At 61.7% G+C, this 17,818-nt stretch carries 17 protein-coding genes; 9 read left to right on the plus strand and 8 right to left on the minus strand.

Features of this window, described 5'->3' with window-relative positions:
- Nucleotides 1–102 precede the first annotated feature (102 nt).
- From J2D73_RS16850 to spt, 5 genes are all read left to right on the plus strand, one after another.
- Nucleotides 103–1,548 (plus strand): lipopolysaccharide biosynthesis protein, encoded by a 1,446-nt coding sequence (locus J2D73_RS16850; RefSeq protein ID WP_207883207.1) that lies wholly within the window; start codon nucleotides 103–105, stop codon nucleotides 1,546–1,548.
- Nucleotides 1,549–1,555: 7 nt separating this feature from the next.
- Nucleotides 1,556–2,686: a sensor domain-containing protein gene (locus J2D73_RS16855; protein WP_207883209.1), complete on the plus strand. Its 1,131-nt coding sequence runs from the start codon at nucleotides 1,556–1,558 to the stop codon at nucleotides 2,684–2,686.
- Nucleotides 2,686–4,476: a fatty acyl-AMP ligase gene (locus J2D73_RS16860; RefSeq protein WP_207883211.1), complete on the plus strand. Its 1,791-nt coding sequence runs from the start codon at nucleotides 2,686–2,688 to the stop codon at nucleotides 4,474–4,476. The genes J2D73_RS16855 and J2D73_RS16860 overlap by 1 nt, the downstream gene beginning before the upstream one ends.
- Before the next feature lie 166 nt (nucleotides 4,477–4,642).
- Entirely contained in the window at nucleotides 4,643–4,894 is a 252-nt protein-coding gene (locus J2D73_RS16865; protein ID WP_026398801.1) for an acyl carrier protein, read from the plus strand.
- Nucleotides 4,895–4,901: 7 nt separating this feature from the next.
- Complete coding sequence (gene spt / locus J2D73_RS16870) at nucleotides 4,902–6,089, plus strand: serine palmitoyltransferase (RefSeq protein ID WP_207883213.1); 1,188 nt, start codon at nucleotides 4,902–4,904, stop codon at nucleotides 6,087–6,089.
- 470 nt (nucleotides 6,090–6,559) lie between these two features.
- On the opposite strand, the gene J2D73_RS16875 is transcribed toward spt, so the two are convergent.
- Together J2D73_RS16875 and J2D73_RS16880 are read right to left on the minus strand one after the other, a co-directional pair.
- Nucleotides 6,560–7,162 carry a hypothetical protein gene (locus J2D73_RS16875; RefSeq protein WP_207883215.1) on the minus strand — a complete coding sequence of 201 codons (603 nt, stop codon included), beginning with the start codon at nucleotides 7,160–7,162 and terminating at the stop codon, nucleotides 6,560–6,562.
- Nucleotide 7,163: 1 nt separating this feature from the next.
- Entirely contained in the window at nucleotides 7,164–7,778 is a 615-nt protein-coding gene (locus J2D73_RS16880; RefSeq protein WP_207883217.1) for a DUF1826 domain-containing protein, read from the minus strand.
- 74 nt (nucleotides 7,779–7,852) lie between these two features.
- Here J2D73_RS16880 and J2D73_RS16885 point away from each other — a divergent pair, with 74 nt between their 5' ends.
- Entirely contained in the window at nucleotides 7,853–9,082 is a 1,230-nt protein-coding gene (locus J2D73_RS16885; RefSeq protein WP_207883219.1) for a GTP-binding protein, read from the plus strand.
- Nucleotides 9,075–9,416 (plus strand): DUF6525 family protein, encoded by a 342-nt coding sequence (locus J2D73_RS16890; RefSeq protein ID WP_207883221.1) that lies wholly within the window; start codon nucleotides 9,075–9,077, stop codon nucleotides 9,414–9,416. Before J2D73_RS16885 ends, J2D73_RS16890 begins: the two co-directional genes overlap by 8 nt.
- Before the next feature lie 53 nt (nucleotides 9,417–9,469).
- Here J2D73_RS16890 and J2D73_RS16895 read toward each other — a convergent pair whose 3' ends face one another.
- The 5 genes from J2D73_RS16895 to J2D73_RS16915 all read right to left on the minus strand — a co-directional run bounded on the left by J2D73_RS16895 (nucleotide 9,470) and on the right by J2D73_RS16915 (nucleotide 14,455).
- On the minus strand, nucleotides 9,470–10,279 hold the full coding sequence (locus J2D73_RS16895; protein WP_207883223.1) for a family 1 encapsulin nanocompartment shell protein: 810 nt from the start codon (nucleotides 10,277–10,279) through the stop codon (nucleotides 9,470–9,472).
- Between the two features lies 1 nt (nucleotide 10,280).
- Nucleotides 10,281–11,321 (minus strand): Dyp-type peroxidase, encoded by a 1,041-nt coding sequence (locus J2D73_RS16900; RefSeq protein ID WP_207883225.1) that lies wholly within the window; start codon nucleotides 11,319–11,321, stop codon nucleotides 10,281–10,283.
- Nucleotides 11,322–11,587: 266 nt separating this feature from the next.
- The gene (locus J2D73_RS16905; RefSeq protein ID WP_207883227.1) at nucleotides 11,588–12,487 is read right to left on the minus strand and encodes an S-methyl-5'-thioadenosine phosphorylase; all 900 of its coding nucleotides are present in this window, start codon (nucleotides 12,485–12,487) and stop codon (nucleotides 11,588–11,590) included.
- Entirely contained in the window at nucleotides 12,477–13,235 is a 759-nt protein-coding gene (locus tag J2D73_RS16910) for a cytochrome c1 (RefSeq protein ID WP_207883229.1), read from the minus strand. The genes J2D73_RS16905 and J2D73_RS16910 overlap by 11 nt, the downstream gene beginning before the upstream one ends.
- Nucleotides 13,232–14,455, minus strand: coding sequence for a cytochrome b (locus J2D73_RS16915; RefSeq protein ID WP_207883231.1), 1,224 nt, complete (start codon nucleotides 14,453–14,455; stop codon nucleotides 13,232–13,234). The genes J2D73_RS16910 and J2D73_RS16915 overlap by 4 nt, the downstream gene beginning before the upstream one ends.
- Nucleotides 14,456–14,652: 197 nt before the next feature.
- On the opposite strand from J2D73_RS16915, the gene hemF reads away from it, so the two are divergent.
- A complete protein-coding gene (hemF, locus tag J2D73_RS16920; protein WP_207883293.1) occupies nucleotides 14,653–15,564 on the plus strand; it encodes an oxygen-dependent coproporphyrinogen oxidase in 912 nt (303 codons plus the stop codon).
- An 80-nt stretch (nucleotides 15,565–15,644) separates the two neighbouring features.
- The gene (locus J2D73_RS16925) at nucleotides 15,645–16,832 is read left to right on the plus strand and encodes a hypothetical protein (protein ID WP_207883233.1); all 1,188 of its coding nucleotides are present in this window, start codon (nucleotides 15,645–15,647) and stop codon (nucleotides 16,830–16,832) included.
- 199 nt (nucleotides 16,833–17,031) lie between these two features.
- On the opposite strand, the gene hpaI is transcribed toward J2D73_RS16925, so the two are convergent.
- Nucleotides 17,032–17,817: a 4-hydroxy-2-oxoheptanedioate aldolase gene (hpaI, locus tag J2D73_RS16930; protein ID WP_207883235.1), complete on the minus strand. Its 786-nt coding sequence runs from the start codon at nucleotides 17,815–17,817 to the stop codon at nucleotides 17,032–17,034.
- Between the last annotated feature and the right edge of the window lies 1 nt (nucleotide 17,818).

The raw sequence follows: 17,818 nt of genomic DNA on the forward strand, positions 1-17,818 counted from the left end.
AACCAGCAGCCAACCGCGATTTCAAGCCAGTCGTAGCCACCCCAACGCTCGGGAAGGACGGCCAACATTGCCCGTTTCTGCCGAATGGCCGATACGGCGATTATGACCGAAAGCAGCCAGAACGCCCGGAACTCTCGCGGTCAACCACCGCATTCCGACGCCAACGCCCCTGAGGACGCCCATACCGAACAAGACAACGCCTCTCCCCAGAGGCGTATCGTTCGCAATGTCAGCATCCTTATGGCCGGGCGCGCACTTAACGCACCACTGGCCCTGCTGCACACGTCTCTTGCCATACGGTTACTGGGTGCCCACGATTTCGGCCTGATCGTCCTTCTTTATGCGTTCGCGCGCACGGTTGGAGACATCGCCGACTTTCAGTCGTGGCAGACGGTCCTCAATTTCGGCAGTGAGTCTCTGGGCAGGCGCGACATCAACGCGTTCCATCGGATTCTGCGCTTCGGCCTGACGCTCGATATTGCCGGTGGATTCTTCGGCGCTCTGATCGGCGCGGCCTTCGCGTGGCTGGGACGCGAGTGGCTCGGCTGGCCGAACTCGCTCTCCCTTCTGGGGCCGTTATACGCCACGAGCATATTCTTCATGGCCTCGGCCACTCCAGTCGGCGTACTCAGGCTTCTGAACAAATACAGCCTGATTTCGGCGCAAAGCGTCGTGGCCACCGTGGTACGGCTGGTTGGGACACTCATATTATGGGCGGGGGGCGGCAGCGTGACCGCAATGGCTGCAGTCTGGATGCTGGCGGAAGTGGCATCCTGCGTGACGTTGTTCGGGTTCGCTACGCTGGAATTGGCGAAAAGAGATCTACTGAGGGGCCTTCTGGAGCGCCCGGGGCAAATTTTTGAAGACCTGTTTCGCGGTGAGATCAGTCGTGCATTTCCCGGGGTCTGGCGCTTTGCACTGACAACCAACCTGAACTCGACGCTGACCCTCGCCTTTGGACATATCGGCACTCTGGTGATCGGCGGGATGCTGGGGCCGGTGAGCGCCAGCTACTATCGTGTCGGAAGCCAGATCGCCGCGGGCATCGCGAAGCCCGCGACCCTCGTGCAGTCGACGCTGTACCCGGAGATGACCCGACTCTGGAATAAACGGGATACATTGCATCTGTATGTATTGGCTGTGCGCGCCGCCCTTGCCGCCGGAGCCTTGGGAAGCGCGCTGCTGTGCTTCGCATGGTTTCTCGGAGGACCGATCCTGCAGATCGTAATCGGACCGAATGGAGCAGACGCCCTACCCCTCACGATGTGGTTGCTTGGAGCCGAGGTCGTAGCCATATGGGGATTGCCGCTTGAGCCTCTGTTGTTCACGATGCGCCGGATTGGCGCCGTGATCATCGCCCGGGGCTTGGACGCCATGCTTTATCTGCCACTTCTCGTGCTGACGACCGAGTGGTACGGTCTTGATGGAGCGGGCCCGGCGATACTTGGAGCCACCGTATTTCTTGTCCTTATGCAACTGGGATTTGTCTGGCGACTGAGCGGCTCAAAGCCGACGAGCGTAGACGCGCCCCCAAAGGATAGTGCGTAACCTACTGATGCGTTTACTTTTTCCCTATATAGCGCAACCTCACCAGACGCTTCATTCCCTCCCGATCGCCATGGAGACCGCCAGCCGCCACCCCGGCGTGGAGGTCCATGTCGCCTGCGCGACTGAAAAGCACCTGGACTACGCGAAGTTCCTTGCCTCGTTTTACCCGGAGGCACAGGTACGATTCGAGCTTCTACACTTGCCAAACTTGATCCGCAGGCAGGTTGAGAAGCACGGACACTCCGTTATTTCGAAGTTTGCGAGCCTGTTTTATAACAAGAATTATTTCTCTACATTTCAGGGTATAGTGGTTCCAGAGAGAACTTCGCTCTATCTCCGCAAGCTCGGTGTCCAAACCCCGCGGATGATCTGGACTCGCCACGGCGCCGGCGACCGCGCCATCGGGTTCGCTCGTGACGTAAGATTGTTCGATTATGTTCTCATGGCGGGCCGCAAGCTCGAGCAGCGCCTGCTCGCCGACGGGTCCATACGACCAGGCCGCTATAAGACCGGCGTCTACGCGAAATTCGACATGGTCCAGCGTATGCAGACGGGACGGCCCCGCCTGTTCCCGAATGATCGTCCAACAGTCATGTACAATCCACACTTCAGCCGTGGACTGTCTTCGTGGCCGCGCTTCGGGCTTAATATCCTTGATCATTTCGCCCGACAGGACCGCTACAACCTCGTTTTCGCGCCGCATTATCGTCTGTTCGACACGCGTCGCGCCGAGATTGCGCAGTTAAAGCGCGCCTATGGCCATTACGAGCACATGCTGATTGATACAGGCAGCCCGCGCAGCCTCGACATGACCTACACCATGGGCTCCGATCTCTATCTTGGCGACGTCAGCTCTCAGGTGGCGGAGTTTCTGATCCGGCCCCGCCCGTGCCTGTTTCTGAACGCCCACGACGTCGCCTGGCAGGACGATCCGAACTACCGTTTCTGGTCGCTGGGCGACGTCAGGGACAGCACCGACGACATTGGTGGGGCGATTGATCGGGCGTTTTTCACGCATGAAGATTTCATCGCCAGCCAAAAAGACTATATAGGCGACACTTTCGACCTGAGCGGCGACGCCCCTACAGCGCCAGTCGGGGCGGACGCAATTGTCGATTACCTAAGAATGGCCAGCTGATGACCGTCATATCTCGTGTGGATAACGCTTCTTTGAATCTTGCGTTCCAGAACACAACGCCAGCTCCAGTTCCGAGCGCCTCGGGGCAAAAGCGTCGCCACGGGGATTTCGACACCTTCACCGCAGCACTGGACTACGCTGCGCAAGGTTCGGCCGGCTTCAACATATATTCCGGGCGCGGCGTGCTGCTTGAAGCGCTGCCCTACGCCACTCTCAGAGAACAGGCGCGAGAGATGGCTCTTCGCCTGCTGGCGCTCGGCCTGAAGCCCGGCGACCGCGTCGGCCTGATCGCCGAGAGCGACGGCGATTTCGCGCGTATCTTCTTTGGCTGCCAATACGCCGGACTGGTCGCGACCCCCATGCCGCTGCCCGTCGCCTTCGGCGGACGCGAGGCCTATGTCGCGACCATACGCGGCATGATCGAAAGCTCCGACGCATCCGCTCTCGTGGTCCCGGACGTCATTGGCGGATGGACCGACGAGATTGTCGCCGGCTTTGATTTGAAATTCGGGGGAAACCCGGCCCAACTGGCCACCCTGCCCGCGCCAATGCGCCCGCTTCCTGCAATCAAACCGGAAGCGCTGTCCTATCTTCAGTTTTCATCAGGCAGCACACGCTTCCCCAAAGGCGTTTGCGTCACCCAAAAATCGGGCATGGCTAACGCGCGCTCCATCGCTCTCGACGGCCTGCAGGTCCGGGAAGACGGGGATCGTTGCGTATCCTGGCTGCCGCTGTACCACGACATGGGTCTCGTCGGGTTTTTCCTGACGCCCATGACCTGCCAGCTGACCGTCGATCTGCTGCCGACCCGCGAATTCGCCCGCCGCCCTCACGTGTGGCTGGAACTGATCTCGCGCAATCGCGGCACCATCTCCTATAGCCCGTCCTTCGGTTACGAACTTTGCGCCCGTCGATCCGGTTCGGGCGACATCGACCTGTCGTGCTGGCGGATCGCTGGCATCGGCGGAGACATGATCCGACCGCACATCCTCGAAGATTTCGGGGAACGCTTCGCCTCCGTCGGCTTCGATCAGCGGGCCTTCGTCGCCAGTTACGGCATGGCCGAAGCCACCCTGGCCATCAGCTTCGCTCCACTGGGGAACGGCATCCAGACCGACACGGTCGATCTGCGCCGTTTGGAGTCCGATGGCGTGGCGATTTCCGCGAACGATCCTTCCCTTTCCCTGCGTACGTTCATGCTATGCGGCCGCGTCCTGCCTGGGCACGAGATGGAAGTTCGCGGCCCGGACGGCTCGGCTCTGCCCGAACGGACAGTCGGCGCGATCTACGTGCGCGGGCCGAGCCTGATGAGCGGATATTTCCGCCTGCCCGTGGAAACCGCCGAGGCGTTAAGCGCCGACGGTTGGCTGAACACCGGCGACCTTGGCTACATGAAAGACGGGCAAATCGTCGTCACCGGCCGCGCCAAAGACCTGATCATCATCAACGGCCGCAACATTTGGCCGCAGGATCTGGAATGGTGCGCCGAAACCGAGATCGAGACGCTTCGCAGCCGCGACGTCGCCGTATTCTCGATAGAGGAAGACGACAGAGAAAAAGTGGTGGCGCTCGTGCAATGCCGCGCGACCACCGATGACGCGCGGGAAGAACTGCGCGACCGCGTCGCAAGCCTGTTTCGCCGTTTGCACGGCGTCGACGTCAATGTCGTGCTGGTGCCCCCACACTCCCTGCCGCAGACATCCTCCGGCAAGCTGACCCGGGCAAAGGCGAAAACCATGCTGCTATCGGGCGCTTTCGATCCCCGCGACGAAACAGCCAACGCCGCGTGATGCGCCGCGCGCATGACGCGCGCGCAGTGCCGGACCACTTCTGGCCAGCCATCAGCTTTTAAGCCATAACGACCGCCCTCGGCTCGCACGGCGAGACGCGGCGGCCGTCCACGACAAATGAGACGCCGACGCGCAGCGGCGGACAGCAATGATGAAAGGTGATCCGATGAGCGAAACAATTGAGGATGTATCGGCGCTGATCGTCAACAAGCTGCTGGCCAATCCCAAGGTGCCCCGCGACATAAACGGGTCCAGCAAGATTGTGGAGGATCTGGCGTTCGACTCACTCGCTGTGATGAATTTCGTCATGGAGATCGAGGACGAAATGGATGTTTCCGTGCCGCTCGACCGTCTTGCCGACATCCGTACGGTGGACGACCTTGCGACCTGTATCGTCTCCCTCAAAAACGGCGGTTGAGGTCTGAATGAGCATCTTCGACAAATTCCGCACCGTCGAGCAAAGGCTCGCCCTGCTGACCGCTGGCGGCGGCCGTAACCCGTTCGACGTGATGATCGAACGGCCCGTGTCCTCGACAGTCGGAATCATCGAAGGCCGCGAGACGCTGCTGTTCGGCACGAACAACTATCTTGGACTCAGCCAGTCCCAGCGTGCGATCGACGCCGCGATCGACGCCGTTCGCGCGCGAGGCGTTGGCACCACCGGATCGCGTATCGCCAACGGCACGCAGAGCGTGCACCGGGAGCTTGAGCAACGCATTGCCTCATTCTTCGGGCAGAAGCATTGCATGGTGTTCTCCACCGGATATCAAGCCAATCTCGGGATGATCTCGACCCTCGCCGGCAAGGACGATTACCTGATCCTCGACGCCGACAGCCATGCGAGCATCTACGACGCCAGCCGTCTTGGGCACGCTCAGGTTATACGCTTCAAGCACAACGATCCCGACGACTTGCACAAACGCCTGCGGCGCCTCGAAGGAACGCCCGGCGCCAAGCTCGTTGTCGTGGAGGGCATCTATTCGATGACCGGCAACGTCGCCCCCCTCAAGGAAATGGCGGCGATCAAGCGCGAAACCGGAGCGACGCTCCTCGTCGACGAAGCCCACTCGTTCGGTGTTCTCGGTCCAACCGGTCGCGGCGTCGCCGAGGCTGAAGGCGTCGAGGCGGATGTCGACTTTATCGTCGGCACGTTCTCGAAGAGTCTGGGAACCGTTGGCGGTTACTGCGTCTCCAATCACGACGAGATCGATCTCGTCCGGCTGCAGTGCCGCCCCTATATGTTCACGGCCTCCCTGCCGCCGGAAGTGATCGCCGCAACGATGGCCGCGCTTGACGACATGGTCGCCCAGCCGGAACTGCGGACGCAGTTATCCCAAAACGCTGCGCAGTTTCACGCGGGTCTGAAGGGGCTGGGGTTGAACGTCAGCCAGCAGGTCAGCCCGGTCGTGGCGGTGACTCTGGAAACTGTCGAAGAAGCGATTGCTTTGTGGAACAGGCTTCTGGACCTCGGGCTTTACGTCAATCTGAGCCTGCCGCCCGCGACGCCTGACCATCGCCCGCTTTTGCGGTGCTCGGTGATGGCCAGCCATACGAGCGCGCAGATTGCGCGCGCTGTCGAAATCTTCGCCGAAGCTGGCGCAAGTCTCGGTTAACGTAAAGGCAGGATCCGTGTCAGCCCTTATCGGCAAGTAGACGGACCCCGCCGGATTTTCCGCCGCTCTTACGGCGCCTCAGCAAATCGAGGTCCAATCAGGCGCCCGTTGGCGGGCGTCTGCTTTACCAAAGCGCTGTCCAGCCGCCATTTTTTGGTACCCCCACCCAATTCGCATCATTCCAGCTCATCCTACGCCTCCGCCACTCGGCAGGCGTCACTCGAGCGTGAGGCTATCCGATGATTGCGCAGGATCGGAAAAACCCTCGAAAAAATAAGAATCAAGCACCTTATCTGTTCACACGGGTTCACGAATAAGGTTCCGGTTCATTGTTTTGGCGCGCATCATCCGACCAGCCGATTCCGTCTGACCGGATGACGCCCCAGGATCGAATCCAGAACTGATGTCGACGGTTACGATTCCAAAACAGCCCTATCGCAACACCGCCGCCGCATACCGAACGACGCAAGTCACGCCCCGAAAAGCGCCGGAGCGTCCGGCAACGCCTCCACACAGAGGCCGAAACATACGCTCGACATGCACGAAAACGTCGCCGAAGCGAATTTTTGCGTGGCGCGCCAGCAGAACGCCAACGCGTATGCATCCAACGCAACCATATCCGAAGGAGAGGCGTCCGCATGATCGGCAAGACGAAAATCGCCGTCTCCATACAGGCAAAACACCGACAACGTCGCCGCGGAAGAAAGCGGAATGGAGAAGCTTTTCCTGAACGGCCTCAGGGTTATGCGTACCTTTCTGACGACCGCCAACGCGGCGACGAGAGATACGGTCTGTTCGACATCCTCTCTCAGAAAACGACAATTTTTCGAAATCTTTGCCTTGTCTCGAAGAAACAAGATGGCCTGATCAACAGTGCCGGAAAACGCCACACCGTCGTCTACGGGCGCATCATTGACGATATGCTCCGTCCAGTCTCGAGGAACCCGACGCCCCCAGACCACGATGTCGGAAGATGCCCCTAAAACGTCAGCAACGATGGCGGGATCTGACGACGCCGTGACCCTTGCGCCAGCATCGTCCCGGCTGGCCGGCCAGCTATCGACTACGAACATTTTAGGTGCGCGCTGCAACGGATTGTCGAACGTCCATTCCGCATGCCCCCACGTGATCGACGGTCAGCAGCAAACGCCGCGTCGGGATGGAAAGCTCGGAAAGCGGCGGCGACCGGTGAAGCACGGCTCCTGTGGCCACCCGCCCCGGATAGAGCAAGCCTTTAAGAATAACTATATCTCCGGCAAGCGTTTCGTGAATATCGTCATCATCGGCGCGTTTCCACTGCACGCCGGGGCCGATATAGGTGCAGAGCAACCGCAACCCAACATTGTCGACGTGAAAACGGCGGCAACTGTCGTGGTCAATACACTCAAGTCGAAGACGCACATCGTCTTCTCCGGTCAAATGTCTGTAGTGATGCACTAACGCCAGAACGTCGGCGACGAGACATGCTGCGGCATTCCCGGCAACGCTCCTCAGCCGGGTCTCCAGAATTTCCGGTCTACCCATGTCGAGGAAAAATTCCGGACCAGTCTCAAGATAGGCGAATACAGCCCTAGCAAGATTTTGATCCAGAACGCGCGGTAAGTGGGCCAGATGACAAGCCGGGCGCTCTATCTCGCGCAACGACGAAGGAACCAGCAACCGTCGCTGTGTCGTGCATCCGGAGCGCATTTGAGTTTCCCGCATTTGTTATGTTATAACATAACATGACGCTCACCTTCGGCGCAACAGTAGGATCAGACCCCATGACGTCCCGCCTTCCCGTCACAGTTCTGTCCGGCTTTCTCGGCGCCGGAAAAACCACGCTGCTCAACCATATCCTGAACAACAGGCAGGGGCTGAAAGTCGCCGTCATCGTCAACGACATGAGCGACGTGAATATCGACGCCGATCTGGTGCGAGAAAACGGCGCGCTGTCCCGCACGGACGAAAAACTCGTCGAACTGAGCAACGGCTGCATCTGCTGCACCCTGCGCGACGATCTCCTGCAGGAGACGCGAAGACTCGTCGAAGAGAAGAGATTCGACTATCTCCTGATAGAATCAACTGGAGTCTCGGAGCCTCTCCCCGTCGCCGCGACATTCGAATTCCGAGACGAAGCCGGGTACAGCCTGTCCGACATTGCCCGCCTCGACGCCATGGTGACGGTCGTTGACGCCGCGAACCTGCTGAACGACTACAGTTCGTCCGACTTCCTGCGTGAGAGAGGCGAGAGCGCCGGAGAGGAAGACGACCGTACACTTGTCGATCTTCTTGTGGAGCAGATCGAGTTCGCGGACATCGTTATTCTGAACAAGATATCGGCCGCAACAGTTGAGCAGCAGGATGCGGCGAGACAGATTATTCGCAGCCTGAACCCGGACGCTGATGTCATCGAGACGGACATGGGCGTCGTGGCGCCGGACCGCGTCCTGAACACCGGACGCTTCGATTACGAAATGGCGCAAAAACATCCTCTGTGGTACAAGGAGTTGTTCGAATTTCAGGATCATGTTCCAGAAACCGAGCAATACGGCGTCCGCAGCTTCGTCTACCGCGCCCGCCGACCGTTTGTCCCGGAGAGCTTCAAGGCGTTCATCGACGCTTCATGGCCCGGCGTCATTCGCGCCAAGGGGCACTTCTGGCTGGTCACCCGCCCGGAATGGGTTGGCGAACTCGGCCAGGCGGGCCCAATGGTCCGCACCCAGGCTCTGGGCTTCTGGTGGGGAGCGATCCCGAAAAGCCAATGGCCCGAAAGCTCTGAGTGGGAAGACATGATCCTCTCCAAATGGGACCCGCTATACGCGGACCGCAGGCAGGAGATCGTATTCATCGGCACGTCCGCCATGGACGAGGTAGCAATCCGCAAGGCGCTCGACGCGGCCTTGATCCCGGAGCTGGACGCCGGGCGCTTCGACCCGCTGCTTTACGCGCATTTGCCCGACCCATTCCCGATCTGGTGTCGCGAGCAGGAGGAGGCCTTCGAGGATGCCTGATCCTGGACGCTCAAATGAACGCACGCTACGAGGCGAGATGTGGCGGCGATATGAAGGCGACGACTGGGACGCTTTCGACGCACTGCCCTGCACCGTCCGCAGAAGGCTGAACGAGCACAGCTATGACGCGTGGGCGGTCAATGTCCTGATGCTGTGGCGTCATTACAAGCGACAATATGGACGAACGCCTCGTGCGGAGCGGGCTCTGATCCGTTATCTCGATTATTGCGAACGACTGGAGCGGCAGGCGTTCGCCGAGCGTCATGCGGAGCGGTTCGGATATCCGCTCGCCCACGACGCCGCCCGGGCGAGCGTCCTGCGTCTGTCTTCCTGACTGTCCATGCTCCCTCCGCCGAGAGCGGAGAGAGTGGAAGCCATTTCGCGATGCTACTCGCCCGTCGCCGACAGAATCGCGACGGACGCTTCACTGGTCAGAACACGGAATGTAAAGCTCTCCTGCAGATACAGCTCGACGGATTCCGCCGAATGACTGCTGTAGCCAATGGACAGATCCTGCCCGATATTCAGTTCGAAGTCGCCGCCGCGAATTGAAAGAACATAGACCCCTTCGATCGCAGGAGCGAAAACGATCTTGTTCTCAACGAGGCGCTCGATGTGGCGAAGAACGGGATACCCCTCCTCGTTCCCTCCGCTGACGGCGGCGGAGGCGGCTTCGCCAAGAACGACGGCGTAGGGCCCGTTGACGCCCGCGAGGCGCAATTCGTTCAGCGCATCAGCGATAACCCGCGGATAGTCCATGACGGATGTCGGCAGGGTGAGCTTGCGGTTCGACGTTCCCTCACGGACGCCCTGAATCCCTGCGGCGGCGTAACCGTCGAACACAGCGCGATCTTCTGCAAAAGCGATCTTCTTCGCCGCATCCTTCAGCGGCTGCCAGTCGGAGTCCAGTGACCCGCGCTCGACATCGTCGATCGCCTCCCGACTCAGGGAGAACGGAATACGAAGCTCCACCAGAGGCAAAACCTCGCGACGTAGCGCACGGATTCCCTCCGCAGGACCGTCTATTTTCGTCGTGTGACCCGTCGTCACTGCGGCGAAGCCGACGCCCTTGGGCTCTGGCGCATCCACGACACGGCGCGCGCCAAGATAGCGTTTGAGCGTGCGTGAGGCCTCGTCCTCGATTTCCGCCCAGGCGGCGTCCGATATGGGAGCGAGATCCCTGTGCAGATTATTCATGTCAGATTTCTTCCTTCAATGAACCGATACCGAGAGACCCCCTGGGCGCGCCCTGTGCAACGGGGGGAGCCTTGCCCGCGTCCTGAACGTCCTCGGCCGAGATGGGCTCTGCGTCTGCAGACGTGGCGTCCAGAAAATCCGCTGTCGGGATAAAGAACAACGATCCTGTCACAGCGCGGCTGACATCGAGGAGACGGTCGTAATTGCCGGGCGGCAGGCCGATAAACATGTTGTCCAGCATCCGCTCGATGCGCGCAGGCGATTTCGCATAGCCTATAAAGTAGGTGCCGAACTCCCCCTTGCCGACGTCGCCAAACGGCATGTTGTCGCGGAGAATCTGCAACTGCTCGCCGTTCTCTTCGATATTCGTCAAAACGTTGTGCGCGTAGCTGGGTTTGGCGGCCTCCGAAAGCTCGATATCCGAGAGCTTTTTGCGTCCGACAATTCTTTCCTGCTGCTCAACGGGAATCGCATCCCATTTTTTGAGATCATGCAGGTATTTCTGGATGATCACATAGCTCCCGCCAGCGAAATCCGAATCTTCGTCGCCGATTATGGTGGCGGCGACGGCGTCCTGCTTCACCGGGTTTTCCGTCCCGTCTACGAACCCCAGAAGATCGCGCTCGTCGAAATACTTGAACCCATGAACCTCGTCGACCACGACCGCCGAGCCCTCAAGGCGCGAGACGATGTTGGCCGCGAGTTCGAAGCAGAGATCCATCCGTGCGGCACGGATATGAAACAGCAGATCACCTGGCGTCGACGGCGCATGGTGAACGCCGTTGATTTCACGGAACGGGTGCAGTTCCTTTGGACGAGGCGCGCCGAAAGTCTGATCCCACGCCTCCGACCCCACGCCCATCACGCAGGACAGACGACCGTCCGGCGCGCGGAATCCTACGCCACGCACGAGCGACGAGAGATCGGCGCAAAGATCGCGCAGGATCGAGCCGTGCTCGGGCCCGCGATGCAACGTAAGGGTCAGGAAAATCGCGGCGCTCGTCAGTTTCTCCCCGACGGCCTGCGGCGTGGCTGAAGACAAACCCTGCTCTCCCAATTCAGACGTCGTGAAATCAGCGCCACGGCTTTGCTGCGGGCTTCAACGATCGTCACTCACGATTTTAGACACCTCGGCGCCCGATCGAAAAGCCCCGGCGATAGGTTCGCACTTGCCCCCGGGACATTGCCGAATGCCCCAAGACCGCCGAAAGCGCCCTTGTCATTAAGCGTCTCCTGCCGGGCTCAACCATCTGACTGCTCCGCAAGCTCGTGCCCGGGCGCGCTTGCGGGCTACGCAGGCCCGTTAGATCAATGCTTCCGGAGCACTCGCCCGGCGACGACCTCCAGCTTGCTCAGCAAGGCCGGGTCGCGGTGCGACGGGGCCGTGATCAGAGCATGCTCCAGCGCCCGGTCGCAGCCAGCCGGACACAGGCCGCGCGCCTTGCCAAGCTCCGGGATCATCGCCTTCACCAGAGAACGCGCGTGATCGGCGTTGTCGTGCATGACCTTGACCACGGCGTCGACCGTCACGCTGTCGTGCCCGTCGTGCCAGCAGTCGTAATCCGTCACCATGGCGACCGTCGCGTAGCAAATCTCAGCCTCTCGGGCGAGCTTGGCCTCCGGCATGTTGGTCATGCCGATCACGGCGCAACCCCAGCTCCGATACAGTTCACTCTCGGCGCGGGTGGAGAACTGCGGTCCTTCCATCACCAGATATGTGCCGCCGCGCGTATGCGGAACGCCCAGTTCAGCCAGTTTCGCCTGCGCCACGTCGCCTATGCGCGGGCAGACCGGATCCGCCACAGACACATGCGCGACGCATCCCGTGTCGAAGAAGCTTTTCTCGCGCGCGAAGCTGCGGTCGATGAACTGATCGACGATGACGAAATGCCCAGGCGGCAGATCTTCACGCAGCGACCCGACGGCGGAGAGCGAGATAATGTCGGTGACGCCGGCGATCTTCATCGCTGCGACATTGGCGCGGTAGTTCAGGCGCGAAGGGGGCAGCGGATGGCCCCGACCGTGCCGGGGCAAAAACACGCAACGCACGCCATCCAGCGTGCCGAACAGCAGTTCGTCAGACGGTGCGCCCCAGGGCGTCTCGACCTTGCGCCACTCCTTGTTCTCGAGCCCGGCGATGTCATAGAGGCCGGACCCTCCTATGACGCCGATGACTGGGCTCACGCTCTGCGTAGCGTTAGTGGACATTGGACCAGACTCTCCGTTTGAGAATGAAAAGAAGGCAACCGAGGAACAGCAGATAAAGCGTTACGCGCACTCCGACGCGGCGCCTCTCATCGAGATGGGGCTGGGCGACCCACGCCAGAAAGGTCGTGACGTCCTGCGCTTCCTGATCGAGCGTCGCCTGCGTGCCGTCGGCATAGACCACCGAGCCGTCATGCAGCGGCGGCGGCATGGCGATGGTCCGCCCCAGAGCGAAGCGGTTGTAGAACGTATCCTTTGCCTCCGTCACGCCCGCAGGCGGCGGCCCATAGCCGGTCAACAGGGCGTAGATACGATCAGGGCCGCCGGGATAGACGACCGCCAGCCGCGATTGATCGGGCGGGATGACCGCGCCCGGCGTCAGGCCCTGCGCCACAGGCGGCGTCGGGAAAGCGTCATCCAGCGTCGCAGGACGCGTCTTTCCTTCCGCGCCGTCTGGAACCGTATGGCTCTCCGCGACGGCCTCAGCCTGATGGTCGTTCAGGCCCATCCCGCGAAGATCGCCGAAATGGACATGCTCCATCCCGTGGCAGTTGGAACAGACCTGTGCGTAGACAGCGTAGCCGCGCTGAACGCTGGCGAGGTCGAAATGGCCGAGCGGTCCGTCGAAGCTCCACGCCCGTTTCGGCGAAGGGTCATGCTCGCCCTTTGCTGCGAGAGACGACGTCGGAGACAGGAGCGCTGCGACAATCGCGGCGCTCGCCACACCCCGCAGAAAGGACGGTCGGTTCATGGCGCGCGCTTCGCCGCCGCGATCTCGCGGCGCGAGATCAACGGCATGAGAACAAGAAAATGCACGAAGTAATAGAGCGTGGCCGCCTGCCCGACATATAGCCACACACCCTGAACATGCCGTGCGCCAGCCATGCCCAACAGAATGAAAGCCACGACCAGCGCAGCCATCCCGGCCCGGTAGACCGGACGCTCGCGGGCGGAGCGGAGCGGCGACACATCAAGCCATGGCGCTGCGAAGAGCACGAGAATGGAGCCGACCGACGCCAGCAGCCCGCCCAGTTTGGACGGCACCGACTGCAGGACGCCATAGAACGGCAGCAGGTACCATTCGGGCTCTATGTTGGGCGGCGTGCGCATCGGGTTGGCGGGACGATAATTCGCCGGTTCGACGATCAGGCTCGGCAAAAAGAACATCACCGCCGCGAACGCCAGAGCGAAGACGACCAGCGCAAGCCCGTCCTTGGCGGTGAAATACGGGTGGAACGGAAGGGTCTCGCTCGGCCCTGCTGGAGGGCGGCCGCTTGGCGTCCCCGGCCCGGACACATGCAGCGCCGCGATATGCATCCCGACGACGCCCAACACCGCGAACGCGAGCGTGAAATGCAGAACGAACAGACGATGCAGAGTCCCGTCGCCCGGATGATCGCCGCCAAGGAACATGCGCTCCAAGACAGGCCCCACGCCCGGGACTGCGGCGATCGCCTTCCCGGCGACATCCGCGCCCCAGTAAGACATCTGCCCCCACGGCAGCACGTAACCAGCGAAAGCGGTGGCAAGCACCATGGCGAACAGCGTCATGCCGACCAGCCAGAGCAATTCGCGCGGCGCCTTGTAGGAGCCGTAATAAAGCCCCCTGAACAGGTGCAGATACAACGCGCCGACGAACAGGCTGGCGCCGGTCATATGCATCGAGCGCAAAAGCCAGCCGCCGGGGACGCGCCGCTCGATCTCCTCGATTGAGGCGAAAGCGCCTGCGGCGCTGGGCGTGTAGTGAAGGGCCAGCGCCAGACCGGACAACAGCATCAACGCCAGCGCCACCGTCAGCATCGCGCCGACCGTCCACAACACATTGAGGGAGCGCGGCATCGGGAAGCGCACGTATTCGCGCGTAAAGGCGCCGACCACCGGGAGTCGGGCGCCGATCCAGCCAAGCGCGCCTGCCGGACGGCCTTCGGAGCAGTCGGTGTCGTGGTCTGAAGGCGCCGTCGCCATGCGCATTCCCTCTCGAAGTCGAAAAACCGGAAATCGGTTGCGCGACCAGAGCCCGCGCGACTGTTTAACGGCCGAGCCGCCACTCTTGCAATGAGGCCGACCTTGCAATGATTGGCTGGATGGCGCACCCGTCTTGCGTGACTGGCGACGCCGCGCGAACGCAGCGCGTGCGGCCGGACGAGCAAACAGGCGGAGGCCCCGATATGGAACAGTCCGAGAACGTCGGCGCAACGCATGAGGCTATGAGGGCCGAGGCCCGGAGCTGGTTCGAAACGCTGCGCGACCGGATCTGCGACGCGTTCGAAGCGATCGAGCAGGACGCGGTGGAGTGCGGGACGCAGACCCTGCCGGGCCGGGAGGCCGCCGGGCGCTTCGAGCGCAAAAGCTGGTCGCGCGAGGACGAAAGCGGCGGCCATGGCGGCGGCGGCGTTATGAGCCTTATGCGAGGGCGGGTGTTCGAGAAGGTCGGTGTCAATGTCTCGACCGTGCAGGGCGAATTCAGCCCCGAGTTTCGCAAGACCATTCCCGGAGCGGCCGAAGATCCGCGCTTTTTCGCCACGGGAATCAGCCTTGTGGCGCATATGAGCAGTCCGCTCGTTCCCGCCGCGCATTTCAACACGCGCATGATCGTCACGACCGAAGGCTGGTTCGGCGGCGGCGGCGACATCACCCCCATGTTTCCCGAAAGCGCCGAGGCGCAGGACGACGCCGCGCGCTTTCACAAAGGGTTCGAAACCGCGTGCGACCGCCACGACCCGGAGTACTATCCGCACTTCAAGGCGTGGTGTGACAAGTATTTCTATCTGCCGCATCGCACGGAGCCGCGCGGGCTGGGCGGAATTTTCTACGACCACCTGCGCAGCGGCGACGCAAGACGCGACTTCGCCTTTACGCGCGACGTCGGGCTTGCCTTTCTGGAGACCTATCCCGAGATTGTCCGCGCCCGCATGTTGGAACCCTGGACTCCCGAACAGCGCGAAGCACAGTTGATCCGACGCGGGCGTTATGTCGAGTTCAACCTGCTGCACGACCGGGGCACGCTGTTCGGGCTTCGGACCAACGGCAACACAGAAGCCATCCTGATGAGCCTGCCGCCGGAGGTGAAATGGCCCTGATTTTGCCGCAGACACGCTTTAACCTGGTTGTAAGGTCGATCGTTTGAACTGATAAAGCGATGAAGGGAGTCTGGAGTCACGTGCCTGAGGCCGATCACGACGTAACTGAAGACGGGAGCAAAGCCCCACGACGTCGCGAGCGAAAGCCGCCGTTGAACGTCTCGGGCCGCCGCGAGGTCCTGAAAACTGTCGGCGCCGTCGTCGGGACGTTGACCGCCGCCCGCTGCGGTCTTCTGCACGCCGCGCCTCCTCTACGTGCGCAACACGCTCGCCCCGACATCGAGACGGTCGCGCAGGTCACCGCGGCCACCGCGATCGGCACCCCGACCTTGATTGTGGCTGGAAACGCAGCCCCTGCACGTTGGGCGCCGCTCATCGCCTCGAGTTTTTCAGAAACGCTCTCCACCGACTCCCCGATCGTCCTGCGAAAGACCGGCGGCCAGGACGGCGTGACAGGCGCGAACCTGTTTGACTCACTCGCTTCCGCAGACGAGAGCGGCAGCGCGCTGCTGGCGCCGGGCGCGGCCATTCTCGCCGCCCAGGCCGGCGATCCGCGCGTGCATTTCGACTATCAACGCTGGCTGCCCGTGCTGCTCAGCGTCAGCGCCCCTATCGCCGTCGGTCGCGTGGACTTCCGGCGCAGCTTACGCACCATGCTGAAGGACCGTCCCGTTCGCGTCGCGGTTTCCGCGCCGAACGGACTTGAGTTGCCGACAATGCTTGCGCTGACGATCCTGTCGATGCGCGTGATTCCAATCAGCGGCTTCGGTGGAGCAGAGGCGGCCATAGGGGCTCTGCGCCGCGGCGAGGTCGACGTCGTACAGCTCCCCGCTGACTCTGCCCACCCTGACTTGTTGCAGGGTTTGGCCGCAGACGGTTTCGAACCACTGTTCGCCATCACGCCGACTGCCGATCCGAGCGTCTCCATCGCCCAGGATTTCACCACCCGCTACGAGGCGTTGCGAGGTCACGCTCCCGCGCACCCCCTTTACCCCGCATTCAAAGCCACAGCTGCGGCCGCGTGCGTCGACATGGCGCTCGTATTGCCCATGCTCACGCCGCCCGCACAGGCCGCGCGTTGGCGGCACGCCGCAACACTGGCGGCCGCCCAGCCCGAAGCCACCGCAATGGCGAAAAATGATGGCGGTCGCTTGATAGCGGGCGCAGACGACGCTTCCGTCTACGCCGCGTTGGCGCCAGACCTCTCGGCCATACTCGCTCTGCGGCGGTGGCTCGCAGAGCACGGACCGTCTTGGCGAGTAGGCTGATCTGGTAGAATCTGGCTGGCGGGCAGCCCGCGACTGAGGTGACAGTTTCATCGAGCGCAATGTCGCCAAACCACAGTCAGCCGCAGCGCGGGCCGCTGTATCCGCCAGGCGCCGATCTTAACGTCTGGACATGCACATCACATCACGCAGACCTCGTCCCATCGCGACGCCGGACCGTCTCCCTGACAAAGAGCAGGAATCAGGGCGCGTTCAGGATGCTTTTACGAAAATCCTCGCATAGTCTTTGCGTGCCGCCCGCGAGTATTCCCACATCACTTCCGATCGCTACGAACCGCGCGCCCATTTCGACATAGCGCTGCGACAGAGACAGATTGCTTGACAGGATTCCGGCCGGTTTCCCTGCGTCCATAATGGTATGGAGCGCAGCCTCAACATGGCGCTGAACATCGACATGCCCCGGATTTCCGCGACGCCCAAGGTCGGCCGCCAAATCTGCCGGGCCGATAAAGACCCCATCAACCCCATCGACTTTGAGTATATCGTCAAGCGCGGCAAGGCCCGCGCGGCTTTCCACCTGCAATAGCAGACAAATTTCTTCGTCAGCCGTTTGCAGATAATCCGGAATCCGATTGAACGACGATGCTCTGGCCAACGCGGCGCCTACACCGCGTTTCCCTGCAGGAGCATATCGCACGGCGCGCACCATCTCCGCCGCCTGCTCGGCCGATTCAATCATAGGCACGAGGATCGTCTGCGCGCCCGCATCGAGTATCTGCTTTATCATCCATGTTTCGGGCGCCACAGGGCGCACCACCGCCTGTCCACGCCCCGCCGCAATGGCCTGCAGTTGCCGCATGATGCTGCGAATATCGTTAGGAGCGTGTTCGCCGTCCACAAGAAGCCAGTCATAACCAGCTCCAGCACAGATTTCCGCCGTGTAGGCGTCCGCCAACGCAAGCCAGAGTCCGATGAGGGGCTTATCCCCCCCTAGAGACGCCTTGAAGGCGTTTGAGGGAGCAGGCATG

Source organism: Acetobacter sacchari (genome assembly GCF_017377715.1).
GTDB classification, from domain to species: domain Bacteria; phylum Pseudomonadota; class Alphaproteobacteria; order Acetobacterales; family Acetobacteraceae; genus Acetobacter; species Acetobacter sacchari.

Bases quoted from the DNA above. Each gene is read 5' to 3' on its own strand.
- J2D73_RS16880 (WP_207883217.1), bottom strand. From the start codon at position 7,778: ATGCGCTCCGGATGCACGACACAGCGACGGTTGCTGGTTCCTTCGTCG.
- J2D73_RS16865 (WP_026398801.1), top strand. From the start codon at position 4,643: ATGAGCGAAACAATTGAGGATGTATCGGCGCTGATCGTCAACAAGCTG.
- J2D73_RS16895 (WP_207883223.1), bottom strand. From the start codon at position 10,279: ATGAATAATCTGCACAGGGATCTCGCTCCCATATCGGACGCCGCCTGG.
- J2D73_RS16910 (WP_207883229.1), bottom strand. From the start codon at position 13,235: ATGAACCGACCGTCCTTTCTGCGGGGTGTGGCGAGCGCCGCGATTGTC.
- spt (WP_207883213.1), top strand. From the start codon at position 4,902: ATGAGCATCTTCGACAAATTCCGCACCGTCGAGCAAAGGCTCGCCCTG.
- J2D73_RS16850 (WP_207883207.1), top strand. From the start codon at position 103: ATGACCGAAAGCAGCCAGAACGCCCGGAACTCTCGCGGTCAACCACCG.
- J2D73_RS16890 (WP_207883221.1), top strand. From the start codon at position 9,075: ATGCCTGATCCTGGACGCTCAAATGAACGCACGCTACGAGGCGAGATG.
- hpaI (WP_207883235.1), bottom strand. From the start codon at position 17,817: ATGCCTGCTCCCTCAAACGCCTTCAAGGCGTCTCTAGGGGGGGATAAG.
- J2D73_RS16905 (WP_207883227.1), bottom strand. From the start codon at position 12,487: ATGTCCACTAACGCTACGCAGAGCGTGAGCCCAGTCATCGGCGTCATA.
- hemF (WP_207883293.1), top strand. From the start codon at position 14,653: ATGGAACAGTCCGAGAACGTCGGCGCAACGCATGAGGCTATGAGGGCC.
- J2D73_RS16915 (WP_207883231.1), bottom strand. From the start codon at position 14,455: ATGCGCATGGCGACGGCGCCTTCAGACCACGACACCGACTGCTCCGAA.
- J2D73_RS16875 (WP_207883215.1), bottom strand. From the start codon at position 7,162: ATGTTCGTAGTCGATAGCTGGCCGGCCAGCCGGGACGATGCTGGCGCA.
- J2D73_RS16855 (WP_207883209.1), top strand. From the start codon at position 1,556: ATGCGTTTACTTTTTCCCTATATAGCGCAACCTCACCAGACGCTTCAT.
- J2D73_RS16860 (WP_207883211.1), top strand. From the start codon at position 2,686: ATGACCGTCATATCTCGTGTGGATAACGCTTCTTTGAATCTTGCGTTC.
- J2D73_RS16885 (WP_207883219.1), top strand. From the start codon at position 7,853: ATGACGTCCCGCCTTCCCGTCACAGTTCTGTCCGGCTTTCTCGGCGCC.